This window comes from Streptomyces sp. SAT1, from assembly GCF_001654495.1.
In the GTDB taxonomy this organism is placed as follows: Bacteria; Actinomycetota; Actinomycetes; order Streptomycetales; family Streptomycetaceae; genus Streptomyces; species Streptomyces andamanensis.
The window spans coordinates 1,782,637-1,796,269 of the sequence record NZ_CP015849.1 but is presented as its reverse complement, the minus strand read 5'-3'; the positions used below and the strand labels follow the sequence as shown (position 1 = coordinate 1,796,269).

General features: G+C 71.3%; 11 protein-coding genes. 10 read left to right on the top strand and 1 reads right to left on the bottom strand.

Translation table 11 applies throughout. From position 1 onward, the window contains the following. The first annotated feature begins 66 nt into the window (after positions 1-66). The 9 genes from ftsW to A8713_RS07820 all read left to right on the top strand — a co-directional run bounded on the left by ftsW (position 67) and on the right by A8713_RS07820 (position 8,761). Positions 67-1,545, top strand: coding sequence for a putative lipid II flippase FtsW (gene ftsW / locus A8713_RS07860; protein WP_064532546.1), 1,479 nt, complete (start codon positions 67-69; stop codon positions 1,543-1,545). A gap of 6 nt (positions 1,546-1,551) precedes the next feature. Next, positions 1,552-2,640 carry an undecaprenyldiphospho-muramoylpentapeptide beta-N-acetylglucosaminyltransferase gene (gene murG, locus A8713_RS07855; protein ID WP_064532544.1) on the top strand — a complete coding sequence of 363 codons (1,089 nt, stop codon included), beginning with the start codon at positions 1,552-1,554 and terminating at the stop codon, positions 2,638-2,640. A gap of 28 nt (positions 2,641-2,668) precedes the next feature. Further along, positions 2,669-3,466, top strand: coding sequence for a cell division protein FtsQ/DivIB (locus A8713_RS07850; protein WP_064532542.1), 798 nt, complete (start codon positions 2,669-2,671; stop codon positions 3,464-3,466). A 278-nt stretch (positions 3,467-3,744) separates the two neighbouring features. Next, the gene (gene ftsZ / locus A8713_RS07845) at positions 3,745-4,956 is read left to right on the top strand and encodes a cell division protein FtsZ (protein WP_064532540.1); all 1,212 of its coding nucleotides are present in this window, start codon (positions 3,745-3,747) and stop codon (positions 4,954-4,956) included. Then, positions 4,953-5,684, top strand: coding sequence for a peptidoglycan editing factor PgeF (gene pgeF / locus A8713_RS07840; RefSeq protein WP_064532538.1), 732 nt, complete (start codon positions 4,953-4,955; stop codon positions 5,682-5,684). Before ftsZ ends, pgeF begins: the two co-directional genes overlap by 4 nt. Positions 5,685-5,690: 6 nt before the next feature. Then, on the top strand, positions 5,691-6,410 hold the full coding sequence (locus A8713_RS07835) for a YggS family pyridoxal phosphate-dependent enzyme (protein ID WP_064532536.1): 720 nt from the start codon (positions 5,691-5,693) through the stop codon (positions 6,408-6,410). A 127-nt stretch (positions 6,411-6,537) separates the two neighbouring features. Beyond that, positions 6,538-7,179 (top strand): cell division protein SepF, encoded by a 642-nt coding sequence (locus A8713_RS07830; RefSeq protein ID WP_018567481.1) that lies wholly within the window; start codon positions 6,538-6,540, stop codon positions 7,177-7,179. A gap of 51 nt (positions 7,180-7,230) precedes the next feature. Further along, positions 7,231-7,521, top strand: a complete 291-nt coding sequence (locus A8713_RS07825) for a YggT family protein (protein ID WP_018567482.1) — start codon at positions 7,231-7,233, stop codon at positions 7,519-7,521. A gap of 52 nt (positions 7,522-7,573) precedes the next feature. Continuing rightward, the gene (locus A8713_RS07820) at positions 7,574-8,761 is read left to right on the top strand and encodes a DivIVA domain-containing protein (RefSeq protein ID WP_064532534.1); all 1,188 of its coding nucleotides are present in this window, start codon (positions 7,574-7,576) and stop codon (positions 8,759-8,761) included. A gap of 164 nt (positions 8,762-8,925) precedes the next feature. On the opposite strand, the gene ileS is transcribed toward A8713_RS07820, so the two are convergent. Continuing rightward, on the bottom strand, positions 8,926-12,072 hold the full coding sequence (ileS, locus tag A8713_RS07815) for an isoleucine--tRNA ligase (RefSeq protein WP_173860814.1): 3,147 nt from the start codon (positions 12,070-12,072) through the stop codon (positions 8,926-8,928). A 597-nt stretch (positions 12,073-12,669) separates the two neighbouring features. On the opposite strand from ileS, the gene A8713_RS07810 reads away from it, so the two are divergent. After that, a complete protein-coding gene (locus A8713_RS07810; RefSeq protein WP_064532528.1) occupies positions 12,670-13,575 on the top strand; it encodes a TraR/DksA family transcriptional regulator in 906 nt (301 codons plus the stop codon). Positions 13,576-13,633 lie beyond the last annotated feature (58 nt).

The following is a 13,633-nucleotide window of genomic DNA, read 5'->3' as shown; positions in this document are numbered from 1 at the left end:
GGGAGGGACGCGTGGGACCCGCGAGCCGAGCCAGGCGTACGCCGCCGACGTACCGCGGAGGCGGAGATGCCCGGTAGCCCCGGCAGCCGCCAGGGCCGCCCGCCCGTGCGGCGACCCGGCCGCGGGCCCGCCGCGGCCCGCGGCCCGCGCGACAACGCCGTACGCACCCTCGTCACCCGCGCCCGCAAGGCCTGGGACCGGCCGCTCACCGCGTACTACCTGATCCTCGGCGGCAGCGCGCTGATCACCGTGCTGGGCCTGGTGATGGTCTACTCGGCCTCCCAGGTCACCGCGCTCCAGATGGCGCTGCCCGGTTCGTACTTCTTCCGCAAGCAGCTCCTGGCCGCCGTGATCGGCGCCGGACTGCTGCTGGCCGCCGCCCGGATGCCGGTGAAGCTGCACCGGGCGCTGGCCTACCCGATCCTGGCGGGCGCGGTGTTCCTGATGGCGCTGGTGCAGGTGCCGGGGATAGGGATGTCGGTCAACGGCAACCAGAACTGGATCTCGCTGGGCGGCTCCTTCCAGATCCAGCCCAGCGAGATCGGCAAGCTGGCGCTGGTGCTCTGGGCCGCCGACCTCATCGCGCGCAAGCAGGAGAAGCGGCTGCTCACCCAGTGGAAGCACATGCTGGTGCCGCTCGTCCCGGTCGCCTTCATGCTGCTCGGACTGATCATGCTCGGCGGCGACATGGGCACCGCGATCATCCTCACCGCCATCCTGTTCGGCCTGCTGTGGCTGGCGGGCGCGCCCACCCGGCTGTTCGTCGGCGTGCTGTCGGTCGCCGGCCTGATCGGTCTGGTCCTCATCAAGACCAGCCCCAACCGCCTGGACCGGTTCGCCTGCGTCGGCTCCACCGACGTGACCAAGTGCTGGCAGGCGGTGCACGGCATCTACGCCCTGGCCTCCGGCGGATTCTTCGGTTCCGGACTCGGGGCGAGTGTGGAGAAATGGGGTCAACTTCCCGAAGCCCACACCGACTTCATCTTCGCCGTGACCGGTGAGGAACTGGGTCTCGCGGGCACTCTGTCGGTGCTCGCCCTGTTCGCGGCTCTAGGCTATGCGGGCATCCGCGTGGCCGGACGCACGGAGGAACCCTTCGTCAGGTATGCCGCGGGAGGCGTGACCACCTGGATCATCGCGCAGGCGGTGATCAACGTCGGTGCGGTGCTCGGTCTGCTGCCGATCGCCGGTGTCCCGCTCCCGCTGTTCTCCTACGGAGGATCCGCCCTGCTGCCGACCATGTTCGCCATCGGGCTGCTGATCGCCTTCGCGCGAGACGAACCCGCTGCGCGGGCGGCGCTTGCCATGCGGCAACCTCGCTTTGGTAGAAAGCGGGCAGGAGGCTCCGCGGCCGGCCGCTCAGCCGGCCGGAGGGCCGCGCGGACCCCCGGCCGGAATCCCGGACGGGAGGCCGTCGGGGGCTTCGGCCGCGGCTCGGACCGGGGATCCGGTGCAGGATCGGGTCAGGGTTCCGGCCAGGGGCCTCGGAGATGGAACACGATGCGACGGCGCGCCTCGGCGGCGCGTTCGTCCGGAGAGCGGTGAATTTCGGTGCATGTCGTACTCGCCGGCGGAGGTACCGCGGGCCACATCGAGCCCGCGCTCGCCCTCGCGGACGCCCTGCGCAGGCAGGACCCGACCGTGGGGATCACGGCCCTGGGCACGGAGCGGGGCCTGGAGACCCGGCTCGTGCCGGAGCGCGGTTACGAGCTGGCGCTGATCCCGGCGGTACCGCTGCCGCGCAAGCCCACGCCCGAGCTGATCACCGTCCCGGGCCGGCTGCGCGGCACGATCAAAGCGGCCGAGCAGATCCTGGAACGCACCAAGGCCGACGCCGTGGTGGGCTTCGGCGGCTATGTCGCCCTGCCCGGCTATCTGGCCGCCAAGCGGCTCGGTGTGCCCATCGTGATCCACGAGGCCAACGCCCGCCCCGGCCTGGCCAACAAGATCGGTTCGCGCTACGCGGCCCAGGTCGCCGTCTCCACCCCGGACAGCAAGCTGCGCGGTGCCCGCTACATCGGCATCCCGCTGCGCCGGGCCATCGCCACGCTGGACCGGGCGGCCGCGCGGCCGGAGGCGCGCGCGATGTTCGGACTCGACCCCAACCTGCCCACGCTGCTGGTCACCGGCGGCTCGCAGGGCGCCCGCCGGCTCAACGAGGTGGTCCAGCAGGTCGCTCCCTGGCTCCAGCAGGCGGGCATCCAGATCCTGCACGCGGTCGGCCCGAAGAACGAACTGCCACGCGTGCACCAGATGCCGGGTATGCCCCCCTATATCCCGGTAAGTTATCTGGACCGGATGGACCTCGCGTACGCCGCCGCCGACATGATGCTCTGCCGCGCCGGCGCGATGACCGTCGCCGAACTCTCCGCCGTCGGACTGCCGGCCGCCTATGTCCCGCTGCCCATCGGCAACGGCGAACAGCGGCTGAACGCCCAGCCGGTGGTCAAGGCGGGCGGCGGACTGCTGGTCGACGACGCGGACCTCACCCCGGAGTGGGTGCAGCAGCAGGTGCTGCCCGTGCTCGCCGATCCGCACCGGCTGTACCAGATGTCCCGCGCCGCCGGTGAGTTCGGCCGGCGCGACGCCGACGAACTGCTCGTCGGCATGGTGTACGAGGCCATCGCCTCGCGCCGTTAGGACCATATGAACGAAGGGGATCGACAGCGTGGCCGGAGCGACTTCCGAGGAACGCGGTGAACGCCGGCGGGAGTCGCCGTCCGGCCCGCCCCTGATCCGCCGGTTGCGGCGGCTGCCCCTTCGCGCGCTCGTCCTGGCGGCCGTGGCCGTGCTCCTGCTCGGCGGCGGCACCCTCTGGGTCCTCTACGGCTCCTCGTGGACCCGGGTGGAGCGCGTCTCGGTCTTCGGGACAAGGGTGTTGACCGCCGCGCAGGTGCGCTCGGCCGCCGCGGTGCCGGTGGGCGACCCGCTGGTCTCCGTGGACACCGGCGCCGTCGCCGCCCGGCTGCGCCACCGGCTGCCCCGCGTCGACTCGGTCGCCGTGGTGCGCTCGTGGCCGCACGGAATCGAGCTGAAAGTCGTCGAGCGCACCGCGGTCATGGTGGAGGAAAAGGGCGGAAAGTTCGTCGAAGTGGACGCCTCCGGCGTCCGTTTCGCCACGGTTTCGCAGGCGCCGAAAGGCGTTCCCGTCCTGGAATTGTCGCTTTCCCGCACCGCCGCCACGGCGGCGAGTCTGCGCCGTTTCGACGAGGCGCGCCTGGTGCGCGAGGCCGTCACGGTGGCCGGCCGCATCCCGGCCGCGGTGGCCCGCACGACCCGCGCCGTCAAGGTCCGTACCTACGACGACATCTCGCTGGAGCTGAGCGGCGGCCGCACCGTGTCCTGGGGCAGCGGGGAGGGCAGTGCCGCGAAGGCCCGGGTGCTCACCGCGCTGCTGAAAGCCACCCCCGACGCCCGGCACTTCGACGTGAGTGTCCCCATCGCCCCGGCGTCATCCGGGAGTTGACGGGTATACGTGCAGGCCAGCACCCTGGTTGGGCACCGCTATGCCTGATCACATAGGGTGAAAAGAAAAACGGGAGGTTCGGCGTGTTCGTTGAACGGGCGCCACTTGTCGACTTAGTGTCCTGTTCAGAAGACTTCAAGGAACAGGCACACTGGTAACCCTAAACTTCAGGGTTAGGGTTCGGGTCGGCGTTACGGACCGTCCCATTCGGCATCAGCCGTCGCGGCGCGGACAGCGCGCAACGACGGCGACGTAATTCGAGGCGAGAGGCCTTCGACGTGGCAGCACCGCAGAACTACCTCGCAGTCATCAAGGTCATCGGTGTCGGCGGCGGTGGTGTCAATGCCATCAACCGGATGATCGAAGTCGGTCTCAAGGGCGTCGAGTTCATCGCCATCAACACCGACGCACAGGCGCTGTTGATGAGCGACGCCGACGTCAAGCTGGACGTCGGCCGCGAACTGACCCGCGGACTGGGCGCCGGGGCCAACCCGGCCGTCGGCCGCAAGGCCGCCGAGGACCACCGCGAGGAGATCGAAGAGGTCCTCAAGGGGGCCGACATGGTCTTCGTGACGGCCGGTGAAGGCGGCGGCACCGGCACCGGCGGCGCGCCCGTCGTGGCCAACATCGCGCGCTCCCTGGGCGCCCTCACCATCGGCGTGGTCACGCGCCCGTTCACCTTCGAGGGACGGCGCCGCGCCAACCAGGCCGAGGACGGCATCGCCGAACTCCGCGAAGAGGTCGACACCCTCATCGTCATCCCCAACGACCGGCTGCTGTCCATCTCGGACCGCCAGGTCAGCGTGCTCGACGCGTTCAAGTCCGCGGACCAGGTGCTGCTGTCCGGTGTGCAGGGCATCACCGACCTGATCACCACCCCCGGCCTGATCAACCTGGACTTCGCCGACGTCAAGTCGGTCATGTCCGAGGCCGGTTCGGCGCTCATGGGCATCGGCTCGGCCCGCGGCGACGACCGCGCGGTGGCCGCCGCCGAGATGGCGATCTCCTCCCCGCTGCTGGAAGCCTCCATCGACGGCGCCCGCGGCGTCCTGCTCTCCATCTCCGGCGGCTCCGACCTCGGCCTGTTCGAGATCAACGAGGCCGCCCAGCTGGTCAGCGAGGCCGCCCACCCCGAGGCCAACATCATCTTCGGAGCGGTCATCGACGACGCCCTCGGCGACGAGGTGCGGGTCACCGTGATCGCGGCCGGCTTCGACGGCGGCCAGCCCCCGGCCCGCCGGGAGAACGTCCTCGGCTCGGCCTCCTCCTCGTCGTCCGCGCCCCGCCGCGAGGAGCCCGCTCCGGTACGGCAGTCCGAGAGCCGTCCGACCTTCGGCTCGCTGGGCAGCGTGACGCCCAAGGAGGAGCCGGAGCCGGTCGCGCCCGAACCGCTGAGCGACCTCACCACCGCTCCGCCCGCCCCGCCGGCGCCGCGCACCTACACCGACAGCGCGGCCGAGGAACTGGACGTCCCGGACTTCCTGAAGTGATAGGACCGCGCGACACCGTGAACGGCGCGCACTTCGCTTTCACCGACCGGTGGGGCGGGGTGAGCGCCGTTCCGTACGAGGAGCTGAACCTCGGCGGCGCCGTCGGCGACGACCCCGGTGCCGTACGGGCCAACCGCGCACGGGCCGCCGCCGCTCTCGGGCTCGACGCGACCGACGTGGTCTGGATGAACCAGGTGCACGGCGACGACGTCGCGGTCGTGGACGGCCCCTGGGACCCCGGCGCGGACATCCCGTCCGTCGACGCGCTCGTCACCGCCCGCCGGGGACTCGCCCTCGCCGTGCTCACCGCCGACTGCACCCCGGTGCTGCTCGCCGACCCGGTCGCCGGGATCGCCGCCGCGGCCCACGCGGGCCGGCCCGGCATGGTGGCCGGGGTGGTGCCCGCCGCCGTGCGGACCATGGTGGAACTCGGCGCCGACCCCGCCCGGATCACCGCCCGCACCGGACCCGCCGTGTGCGGCCGGTGCTACGAGGTGCCCGAGGCGATGCGCGCCGAGGTGAGCGCCGTCGAGCCGGCGGCGTACGCCGAGACGAGCTGGGGTACGCCGGCGCTCGATGTGAGCGCCGGAGTGCACGCACAACTCGAGCGCCTGGGAGTGCGCGACCGGGAGCGGTCGTCGGTCTGCACCCGGGAGTCGGACGACCACTTCTCGTACCGCCGCGACCGCACCACCGGTCGGCTCGCGGGCTATGTCTGGCTGGACTGATGAGGCATGACGGAACGTAAGGACGAACTCGCCGCGAATCTGGCGAAGGTGGAGGGGCGCATCGCCGCCGCGTGCGCCGCGGCCGGGCGCCCCCGCGAGGACGTGACCCTCATCGTGGTCACCAAGACCTACCCGGCCTCGGACGTGCGGATCCTGGCGGACCTCGGAGTGCGCCAGGTCGCCGAGAACCGGGACCAGGACGCGGCGCCGAAGGCCGCGGAATGTGCGGATCTGCCCTTGAATTGGCATTTTGTCGGTCAACTTCAGACCAACAAAGTGCGATCCGTCGTCGGGTACGCGGACGTCGTGCAGTCCGTGGACCGCGCCCGGCTGGTCACCGCGCTCTCCAGGGAGGCCGTGCGCGCGGGCCGCGAACTCGGGTGCCTGATCCAGGTCGCCCTGGACGCGGGCGAGCAGGCGCGGGGTGAGCGGGGCGGCGTGGCGCCGGGCGGCGTCGGGGAGTTGGCGGACCTCGTCGCGAACGCTCCGGGACTGCGGCTCGGCGGCCTGATGACCGTCGCGCCGCTGACCGGGGAGTACGCCGGCCGCCAACAGGCGGCGTTCGAGCGGCTCATGGATTTGTCGACCTCCCTGCGCCGGGACCATCCTGCTGCCACCATGGTCTCGGCAGGGATGAGCGCGGACCTCGAACAGGCCGTGGCCGCCGGAGCGACACATGTGCGCGTCGGCAGCGCGGTACTCGGAGTCCGCCCCGGCCTCGGGTAACGTCGCCAAGAAGTCGGACCACAGCAGAAAATATGGTCAATACCGCCGAAGAAGGCGCAACGACCTCGTGGATCGCGGGGACTTGGCGGTCGTCAGTCGATCCACCACAGAGCGGAGGACTCAGAGAATGGCCGGCGCGATGCGCAAGATGGCGGTCTACCTCGGCCTCGTGGAGGACGATGGGTACGACGGCCGGGGTTTCGACCCCGATGACGACTTCGAACCCGAACTCGACCCGGAGCCCGAGCGGGACCGCAGGCGGCACGAGCCGTCGCACCAGCCGCACGGTACACATCAGCAGCAAAGGGACGAACCGGTACGGGTGATGCAGCCTCCGGCACCCCGCGAACCCGTGTCCCATTCCGCTTCGCTCCCGGCGGAATCCCCTCGTCCGGCGCGTATCGCGCCCGTGGCATCCATCACACAAGAACGCGCGAGCCTGGAGAAGAACGCACCGGTGATCATGCCCAAGGTCGTGTCGGAACGTGAGCCGTACCGCATCACCACACTTCACCCCCGGACCTACAACGAGGCCCGTACCATCGGGGAACACTTCCGTGAAGGCACTCCGGTGATCATGAATCTGACGGAGATGGACGACACGGACGCGAAGCGACTTGTCGACTTTGCGGCCGGTCTGGTGTTCGGTCTCCACGGCAGCATCGAGCGGGTGACACAGAAGGTGTTTCTGTTGTCGCCTGCTAACGTCGATGTCACGGCGGAGGACAAGGCCCGCATCGCAGAGGGCGGGTTCTTCAACCAGAGCTGAGACGCACCACCGGACAACCGGCACGGAACAGGGGAGAGGGAAGCACCGATCATGGGCGTGGCCATGGAGGTTCTCTACATCGCGCTGATGGTGTTCCTCATCGTACTGATCTTCCGATTGGTCATGGATTATGTGTTCCAGTTCGCCCGCTCGTGGCAACCCGGCAAGGCGATGGTGGTCGTTCTGGAGGCCACCTACACTGTCACCGATCCACCGCTGAAGCTTCTGCGGCGGTTCATCCCGCCGCTGCGTCTCGGGGGCGTGGCGCTCGACCTGTCCTTCTTCGTTCTGATGATCATCGTCTACATCCTCATCTACATCGTGGGAAGCCTCGCGACGTGAGTGTGGACGATACGGTCTTGCCGACTGCCGATGACTACGTTGAGGTGAAGAGATGCCGTTGACCCCCGAGGACGTGCGGAACAAGCAGTTCACGACCGTCCGCCTCCGAGAAGGCTATGACGAGGACGAGGTCGATGCCTTCCTCGACGAGGTCGAGGCCGAGCTGACCCGTCTGCTCCGTGAGAACGAGGACCTGCGCGCCAAGCTGGCCGCGGCCACCCGTGCCGCCGCGCAGAACCAGCAGAACATGCGCAAGCCTCCGGAGCAGCAGCAGGACCAGCAGCACCCGCAGCACCAGCAGCACCAGCAGCACCAGCAGCAGGGGCCGGGCATGCCCCAGCAGGGCGGGATGCCGCAGCAGGGCATGCGAGGTCCCGGCGCTCCGGTGCCCGCCGGCATATCGGGCCCGCCGCAGCAGCAGATGGGTGGCCCCATGGGTGGTCCGCCCCAGCTGCCGAGCGGTGCCCCGCAGCTGCCCGCCGGCCCCGGCGGACAGGGCCCGCAGGGCCCCGGCCCGATGGGTCAGGGTCCCGGACCGATGGGCCAGGGCCCCGGTCCGATGCAGGGGCAGATGGGTCCGGGCCCGATGGGCGGTCCGAACCCGATGGGCGGTCCCGGTCCGATGGGCCAGGGTCCCGGTGGCGACAGCGCCGCGCGGGTGCTCTCGCTGGCCCAGCAGACCGCCGACCAGGCGATCGCCGAGGCCCGTTCCGAGGCCAACAAGATCGTCGGCGAGGCCCGTTCGCGCGCCGAGGGTCTGGAGCGCGACGCCCGCGCCAAGGCCGACGCGCTGGAGCGGGACGCGCAGGAGAAGCACCGCGTCGCGATGGGCTCCCTGGAGTCCGCCCGCGCCACGCTGGAGCGCAAGGTCGAGGACCTGCGCGGCTTCGAGCGCGAGTACCGTACGCGTCTGAAGTCGTACCTGGAGTCGCAGCTGCGTCAGCTGGAGACCCAGGCCGACGACTCGCTGGCCCCGCCGCGCACCTCGTCGGCGGCCGCTTCGCTGCCGCCGTCCCCGGCGCCCTCCATGGCTCCGGCCGGTGCGAGCGCTCCGTCCTACGGCGGCAACGGCGCGATGGGCGGTCCGTCCGGCCCGTCCGGTCCGTCCTACGGCGGCCAGCAGCAGATGTCCCCGGCGATGACCCAGCCGATGGCACCGGTCCGGCCGCAGGGCCCGTCCCCCATGGGCCAGGCCCCGTCCCCGATGCGCGGCTTCCTGATCGACGAGGACGACAACTGAGGCGCCCTGACGGGTTCCTGAGCGAACGCACGAACAAGGCGTCGGCAGCCTGAGAGAACGGCCCCGGAGGATCTCCTCCGGGGCCGTTCTCGTGTGCACGGGCAGCGGCTGGTCGCACGGGCGCCCCGCGCCCCCCGGGAGGGGGCGCGGGGCGCCGCACGCGGCTACGCCTTGCGCAGCCGGAACGTCAGGGACAGGCCCTCGTCGGTGAACGGGTCACCGTAGGTGCCGTCCGCCTCGCCCTGGGCGAAGTCCGTGGCCAGGACCTCGTCGGAGATGAGCCCCGCGTGCTCGGACAGGGCCGCGATGACCGCCGGGTCCGTGGAGGTCCAGCGCAGCGCGATCCGGTCCGCGACGTCCAGGCCGCTGTTCTTGCGCGCCTCCTGGATGAGCCGGATGGCGTCGCGCGCCAGACCCGCCTGCCGCAGCTCCTCGGTCAGCTCCAGGTCGAGCGCCACCGTCGCGCCCGAGTCGGACGCCACCGACCAGCCCTCGCGCGGGGTCTCGGTGATGATCACCTCGTCCGGGGCCAGGGTGACGGTCTCGCCGTCGACCTCCACCGACGCCGTGCCCTCGCGCAGCGCCAGCGACAGGGCCGCGGCGTCGGCCGCCGCGACGGCCTTCGCCACGTCCTGGACGCGCTTGCCGAACCGCTTGCCCAGCGCACGGAAGTTGGCCTTCGCGGTGGTGTCCACCAGTGACCCGCCGACCTCGCTGAGCGACGCCAGCGAGGAGACGTTCAGCTCCTCGGTGATCTGCGCGTGCAGCTCGCGGTCCAGGGTGTCGAAGCCCGCCGCCGCGACCAGCGCGCGCGAGAGCGGCTGGCGGGTCTTGACGCCCGACTCCGCACGGGTGGCCCGGCCCAGCTCGACCAGCCGCCGTACCAGCACCATCTGCCGGGACAGCTCGGGGTCGATCGCGGACAGGTCGGCCTCGGGCCAGGAGGCCAGGTGCACCGACTCCGGGGCGCCCGGCGACACCGGCACCACCAGGTCCTGCCAGACCCGCTCGGTGATGAACGGGGTCAGCGGGGCCATCAGCTTGGTGACCGTCTCGACGACCTCGTGCAGCGTGCGCAGCGCGGCCTTGTCGCCCTGCCAGAAGCGGCGGCGCGAACGGCGGACGTACCAGTTGGACAGGTCGTCCACGAACGCGGAGAGCAGCTTCCCGGCACGCTGCGTGTCGTACGCCTCCAGGGCCTGCGTGACCTGGTCGGTCAGCGCGTGCAGCTCGCTCAGCAGCCAGCGGTCCAGCAGCGGGCGGTCGGCCGGGGCCGGGTCCGCCGCGCTCGGGGCCCAGTTCGACGTACGGGCGTACAGCGCCTGGAAGGCGACCGTGTTCCAGTAGGTCAGCAGCGTCTTGCGCACCACCTCCTGGATGGTGCCGTGGCCGACCCGGCGGGCCGCCCAGGGCGAGCCGCCGGCGGCCATGAACCAGCGCACCGCGTCCGCGCCGTGCTGGTCCATCAGCGGGATCGGCTGGAGGATGTTGCCCAGGTGCTTGGACATCTTGCGGCCGTCCTCGGCGAGGATGTGGCCCAGGCACACCACGTTCTCGTACGACGACTTGTCGAACACCAGGGTGCCGATCGCCATCAGCGTGTAGAACCAGCCGCGGGTCTGGTCGATCGCCTCGGAGATGAACTGCGCCGGGTAGCGGCTCTCGAACAGCTCCTTGTTCTTGTACGGGTACCCCCACTGCGCGAACGGCATCGAACCCGAGTCGTACCAGGCGTCGATGACCTCGGGCACGCGCACGGCCGTCGCGTGGCAGCCCTCCTCGGGGCAGGCGAAGGTCACCTCGTCGATGAACGGGCGGTGCGGGTCGAGGCCCGACTGGTCGGTGCCGGTCAGCTCGGTCAGCTCCGCGCGGGAGCCGACGCAGGTGAGGTGGTCCTCGGCGCAGCGCCAGACGGGCAGCGGGGTGCCCCAGTAGCGGTTGCGGGAGAGCGCCCAGTCGATGTTGTTGTTCAGCCAGTCGCCGAAGCGGCCGTGCTTGACGGTGTCCGGGTACCAGTTGGTCTGCTCGTTCTCCGCCAGCAGCCGGTCCTTGACGGCGGTGGTGCGGATGTACCAGGACGGCTGGGCGTAGTACAGCAGCGCGGTGTGGCAGCGCCAGCAGTGCGGGTAGCTGTGCTCGTAGGGCAGGTGCCGGAAGAGCAGGCCGCGCTCGCGCAGGTCCTCGGTGAGCCGCTCGTCGGCCTTCTTGAAGAAGACGCCGCCGACCAGCGGCAGGTCCTCCTCGAAGGTGCCGTCCGGGCGGACCGGGTTGACCACCGGCAGCCCGTAGGAGCGGCACACCCTGAGGTCGTCCTCGCCGAAGGCGGGGGACTGGTGGACGAGGCCCGTGCCGTCCTCGGTGGTGACGTACTCGGCGTTGACCACGTAGTGGGCGGGCTCGGGGAACTCGACCAGCTCGAAGGGGCGCCGGTAGGTCCAGCGCTCCATCTCGGCGCCGGTGAAGGACTCGCCGGTGGTCTCCCAGCCCTCGCCGAGCGCCTTGGCGACCAGCGGCTCGGCGACGACGACCTTCTCCGCGCCGTCCGTGGCGACGACATAGGTGACGTCCGGGTGGGCGGCGACGGCCGTGTTGGACACCAGGGTCCAGGGGGTCGTCGTCCACACCAGGAGCGCGGCCTGCCCGGCCAGCGGTCCGGAGGTGAGCGGGAAGCGCACGTACACGGACGGGTCGACGACCGTCTCGTAGCCCTGCGCCAGCTCGTGGTCGGACAGGCCGGTGCCGCAGCGCGGGCACCAGGGGGCGACGCGGTGGTCCTGCACCAGCAGGCCCTTGTCGAAGATCTGCTTCAGCGACCACCAGACCGACTCGATGTACTCGGGGTCCATGGTCCGGTAGGCGTCGTCCAGGTCGACCCAGTAGCCCATGCGCGTCGTCAGCTCGGCGAAGGCGTCGGTGTGCCGGGTCACGGACTCGCGGCAGCGGTCGTTGAACTCGGCGATGCCGTACGCCTCGATGTCCTGCTTGCCGGTGAAGCCCAGCTCCTTCTCCACCGCCAGCTCGACGGGCAGGCCGTGGCAGTCCCAGCCGGCCTTGCGGCCCACGTGGTAGCCGCGCATGGTGCGGAAGCGGGGGAAGACGTCCTTGAAGACGCGGGCCTCGATGTGGTGGGCGCCGGGCATGCCGTTGGCGGTGGGCGGGCCCTCGTAGAACACCCATTCGGGGCGGCCCGCGGACTGCTCAAGGCTCTTGGCGAAGATCTTCTGCTCGCGCCAGAAGTCGAGCACCGCGTGTTCGAGCGCGGGCAGGTCGACCTGGGCGGGCACCTGGCGGTACTGCGGCTGCGTATTCAACGAGCTTCCTCCGGCGGATGTGCTGCCTACCGTCGGAGGGACGAGAGCGTTCGTGCTTCCACGCCGTGCGGCGCGCTCCCGCGGTACCACCCTCCTTGGCCCGCCGGTGCGCCGTACGCTCCGGTGAGCCCCCTCATTGGGCTCGCGATGCCGGTTCTACTGGCCCCCGGGCTGCTCCCCTGGGGTGTTCTTCCGGCGGCTCCGGGGTGATCTTCGCGTCGCGCTCGCCCCCGGGCTCACACCGTCCCCGGGTCGCTCTGGGCTGCCTGCGCCGCTACTCGTCCCCATCCACGCTTCTCGCTCCGCCCAGTGTACGGCGCTCCAGGAGCCGCGGCCGACCGGTTTTCGGCTCCCGGCGCCGGGAGCGGGGCGGGGCGCGGGTGACCCGAACGGCGGCGGCGCCGGCCGCTGGGATCGTCCGACGTGCGTCTTGTCGGATTACCGGGCGGGGAGCTGGGCACAACGCTTGCATGCCGGGCGCGGTACGCGCGAGGCGGGCGAATCGGGCGGCGTGCCCCGTTGCCGCGGGGCTTGAGTCGATTTATCGTCCCAGCACGATTCGCGAGCAAGATCACAATATGTGAAGGGGCCGCGTCCATGGTGGCGAAAAAGACCGCCGAGCAGTCGGCGTCCGACGGGTCCCGGCACACCGGCGCGGACGGCCGGACGACCGGATCCGCGCGGTCCACCGGCGCGAAGGGCGCCGCCCGCGAGACGGCCACGGGCCGCGCGAAGGGCCGTACGAAGGCCCCGGCGGAGGGCGGCACGGCCGGGGATCCGGAGCGGACCGAGGCCGCCGCACCCCGGCGCACTCCGGAGCGGAAGGCCGCCGCCCACAAGACCCCCGCGCGCAAGGCCGCCCCGGCGAAGGAGCCCGCGCCGGGCGACTCCCCGCCGAAGAGCGCCGCGCAGGGTGGGAGCGGTGCCGCTGTGGGCAGGAAGAGCTCGGGCAAGAAGGCGGGCGCGGCCGAGGCCGCGAAGCAGACGGGAGCCACGACGGTGGTTGCGAAGAAGACCCCTGGTAGGGCCAGCAGGGCCGGTACGGCCAGTACGGCCACGGCGGCCAAGACCGCGGTCCCCAAGGCGCGCGTCGCCGCGGCGGTGGAGCCGGGCGACCTAGCGGTCCGCCCGGGTGAGGACCCGTGGACCGAGGAGGAGGTCGCCGAGGCCCGCGCGGAGCTGGAGTCCGAGATGGAGCGGCTGAGCACCGAGATCAGCTCGTCCGAGGCGTCCCTCGCGGGTCTGATGCGGGACTCCGGGGACGGCGCGGGCGACGACCAGGCGGACACCGGCACCAAGAACATCACGCGCGAGCACGAACTGGCGCTGGCCGCCAACGCGCGCGAGACGCTCACCCAGACCGAGCGCGCCCTCGACCGGCTGGACGCGGGCACCTACGGCGTGTGCGAGAACTGCGGCAACCCCATCGGGAAGGCCCGCATGCAGGCCTTCCCGCGGGCCACCCTGTGCGTGGAGTGCAAGCAGAAGCAGGAACGCCGGTAGCGACCGGCGGTGAACGGGCGCCGGCGCCCCTCCTGAGCGCGTCGGCCCCGCGGGACGT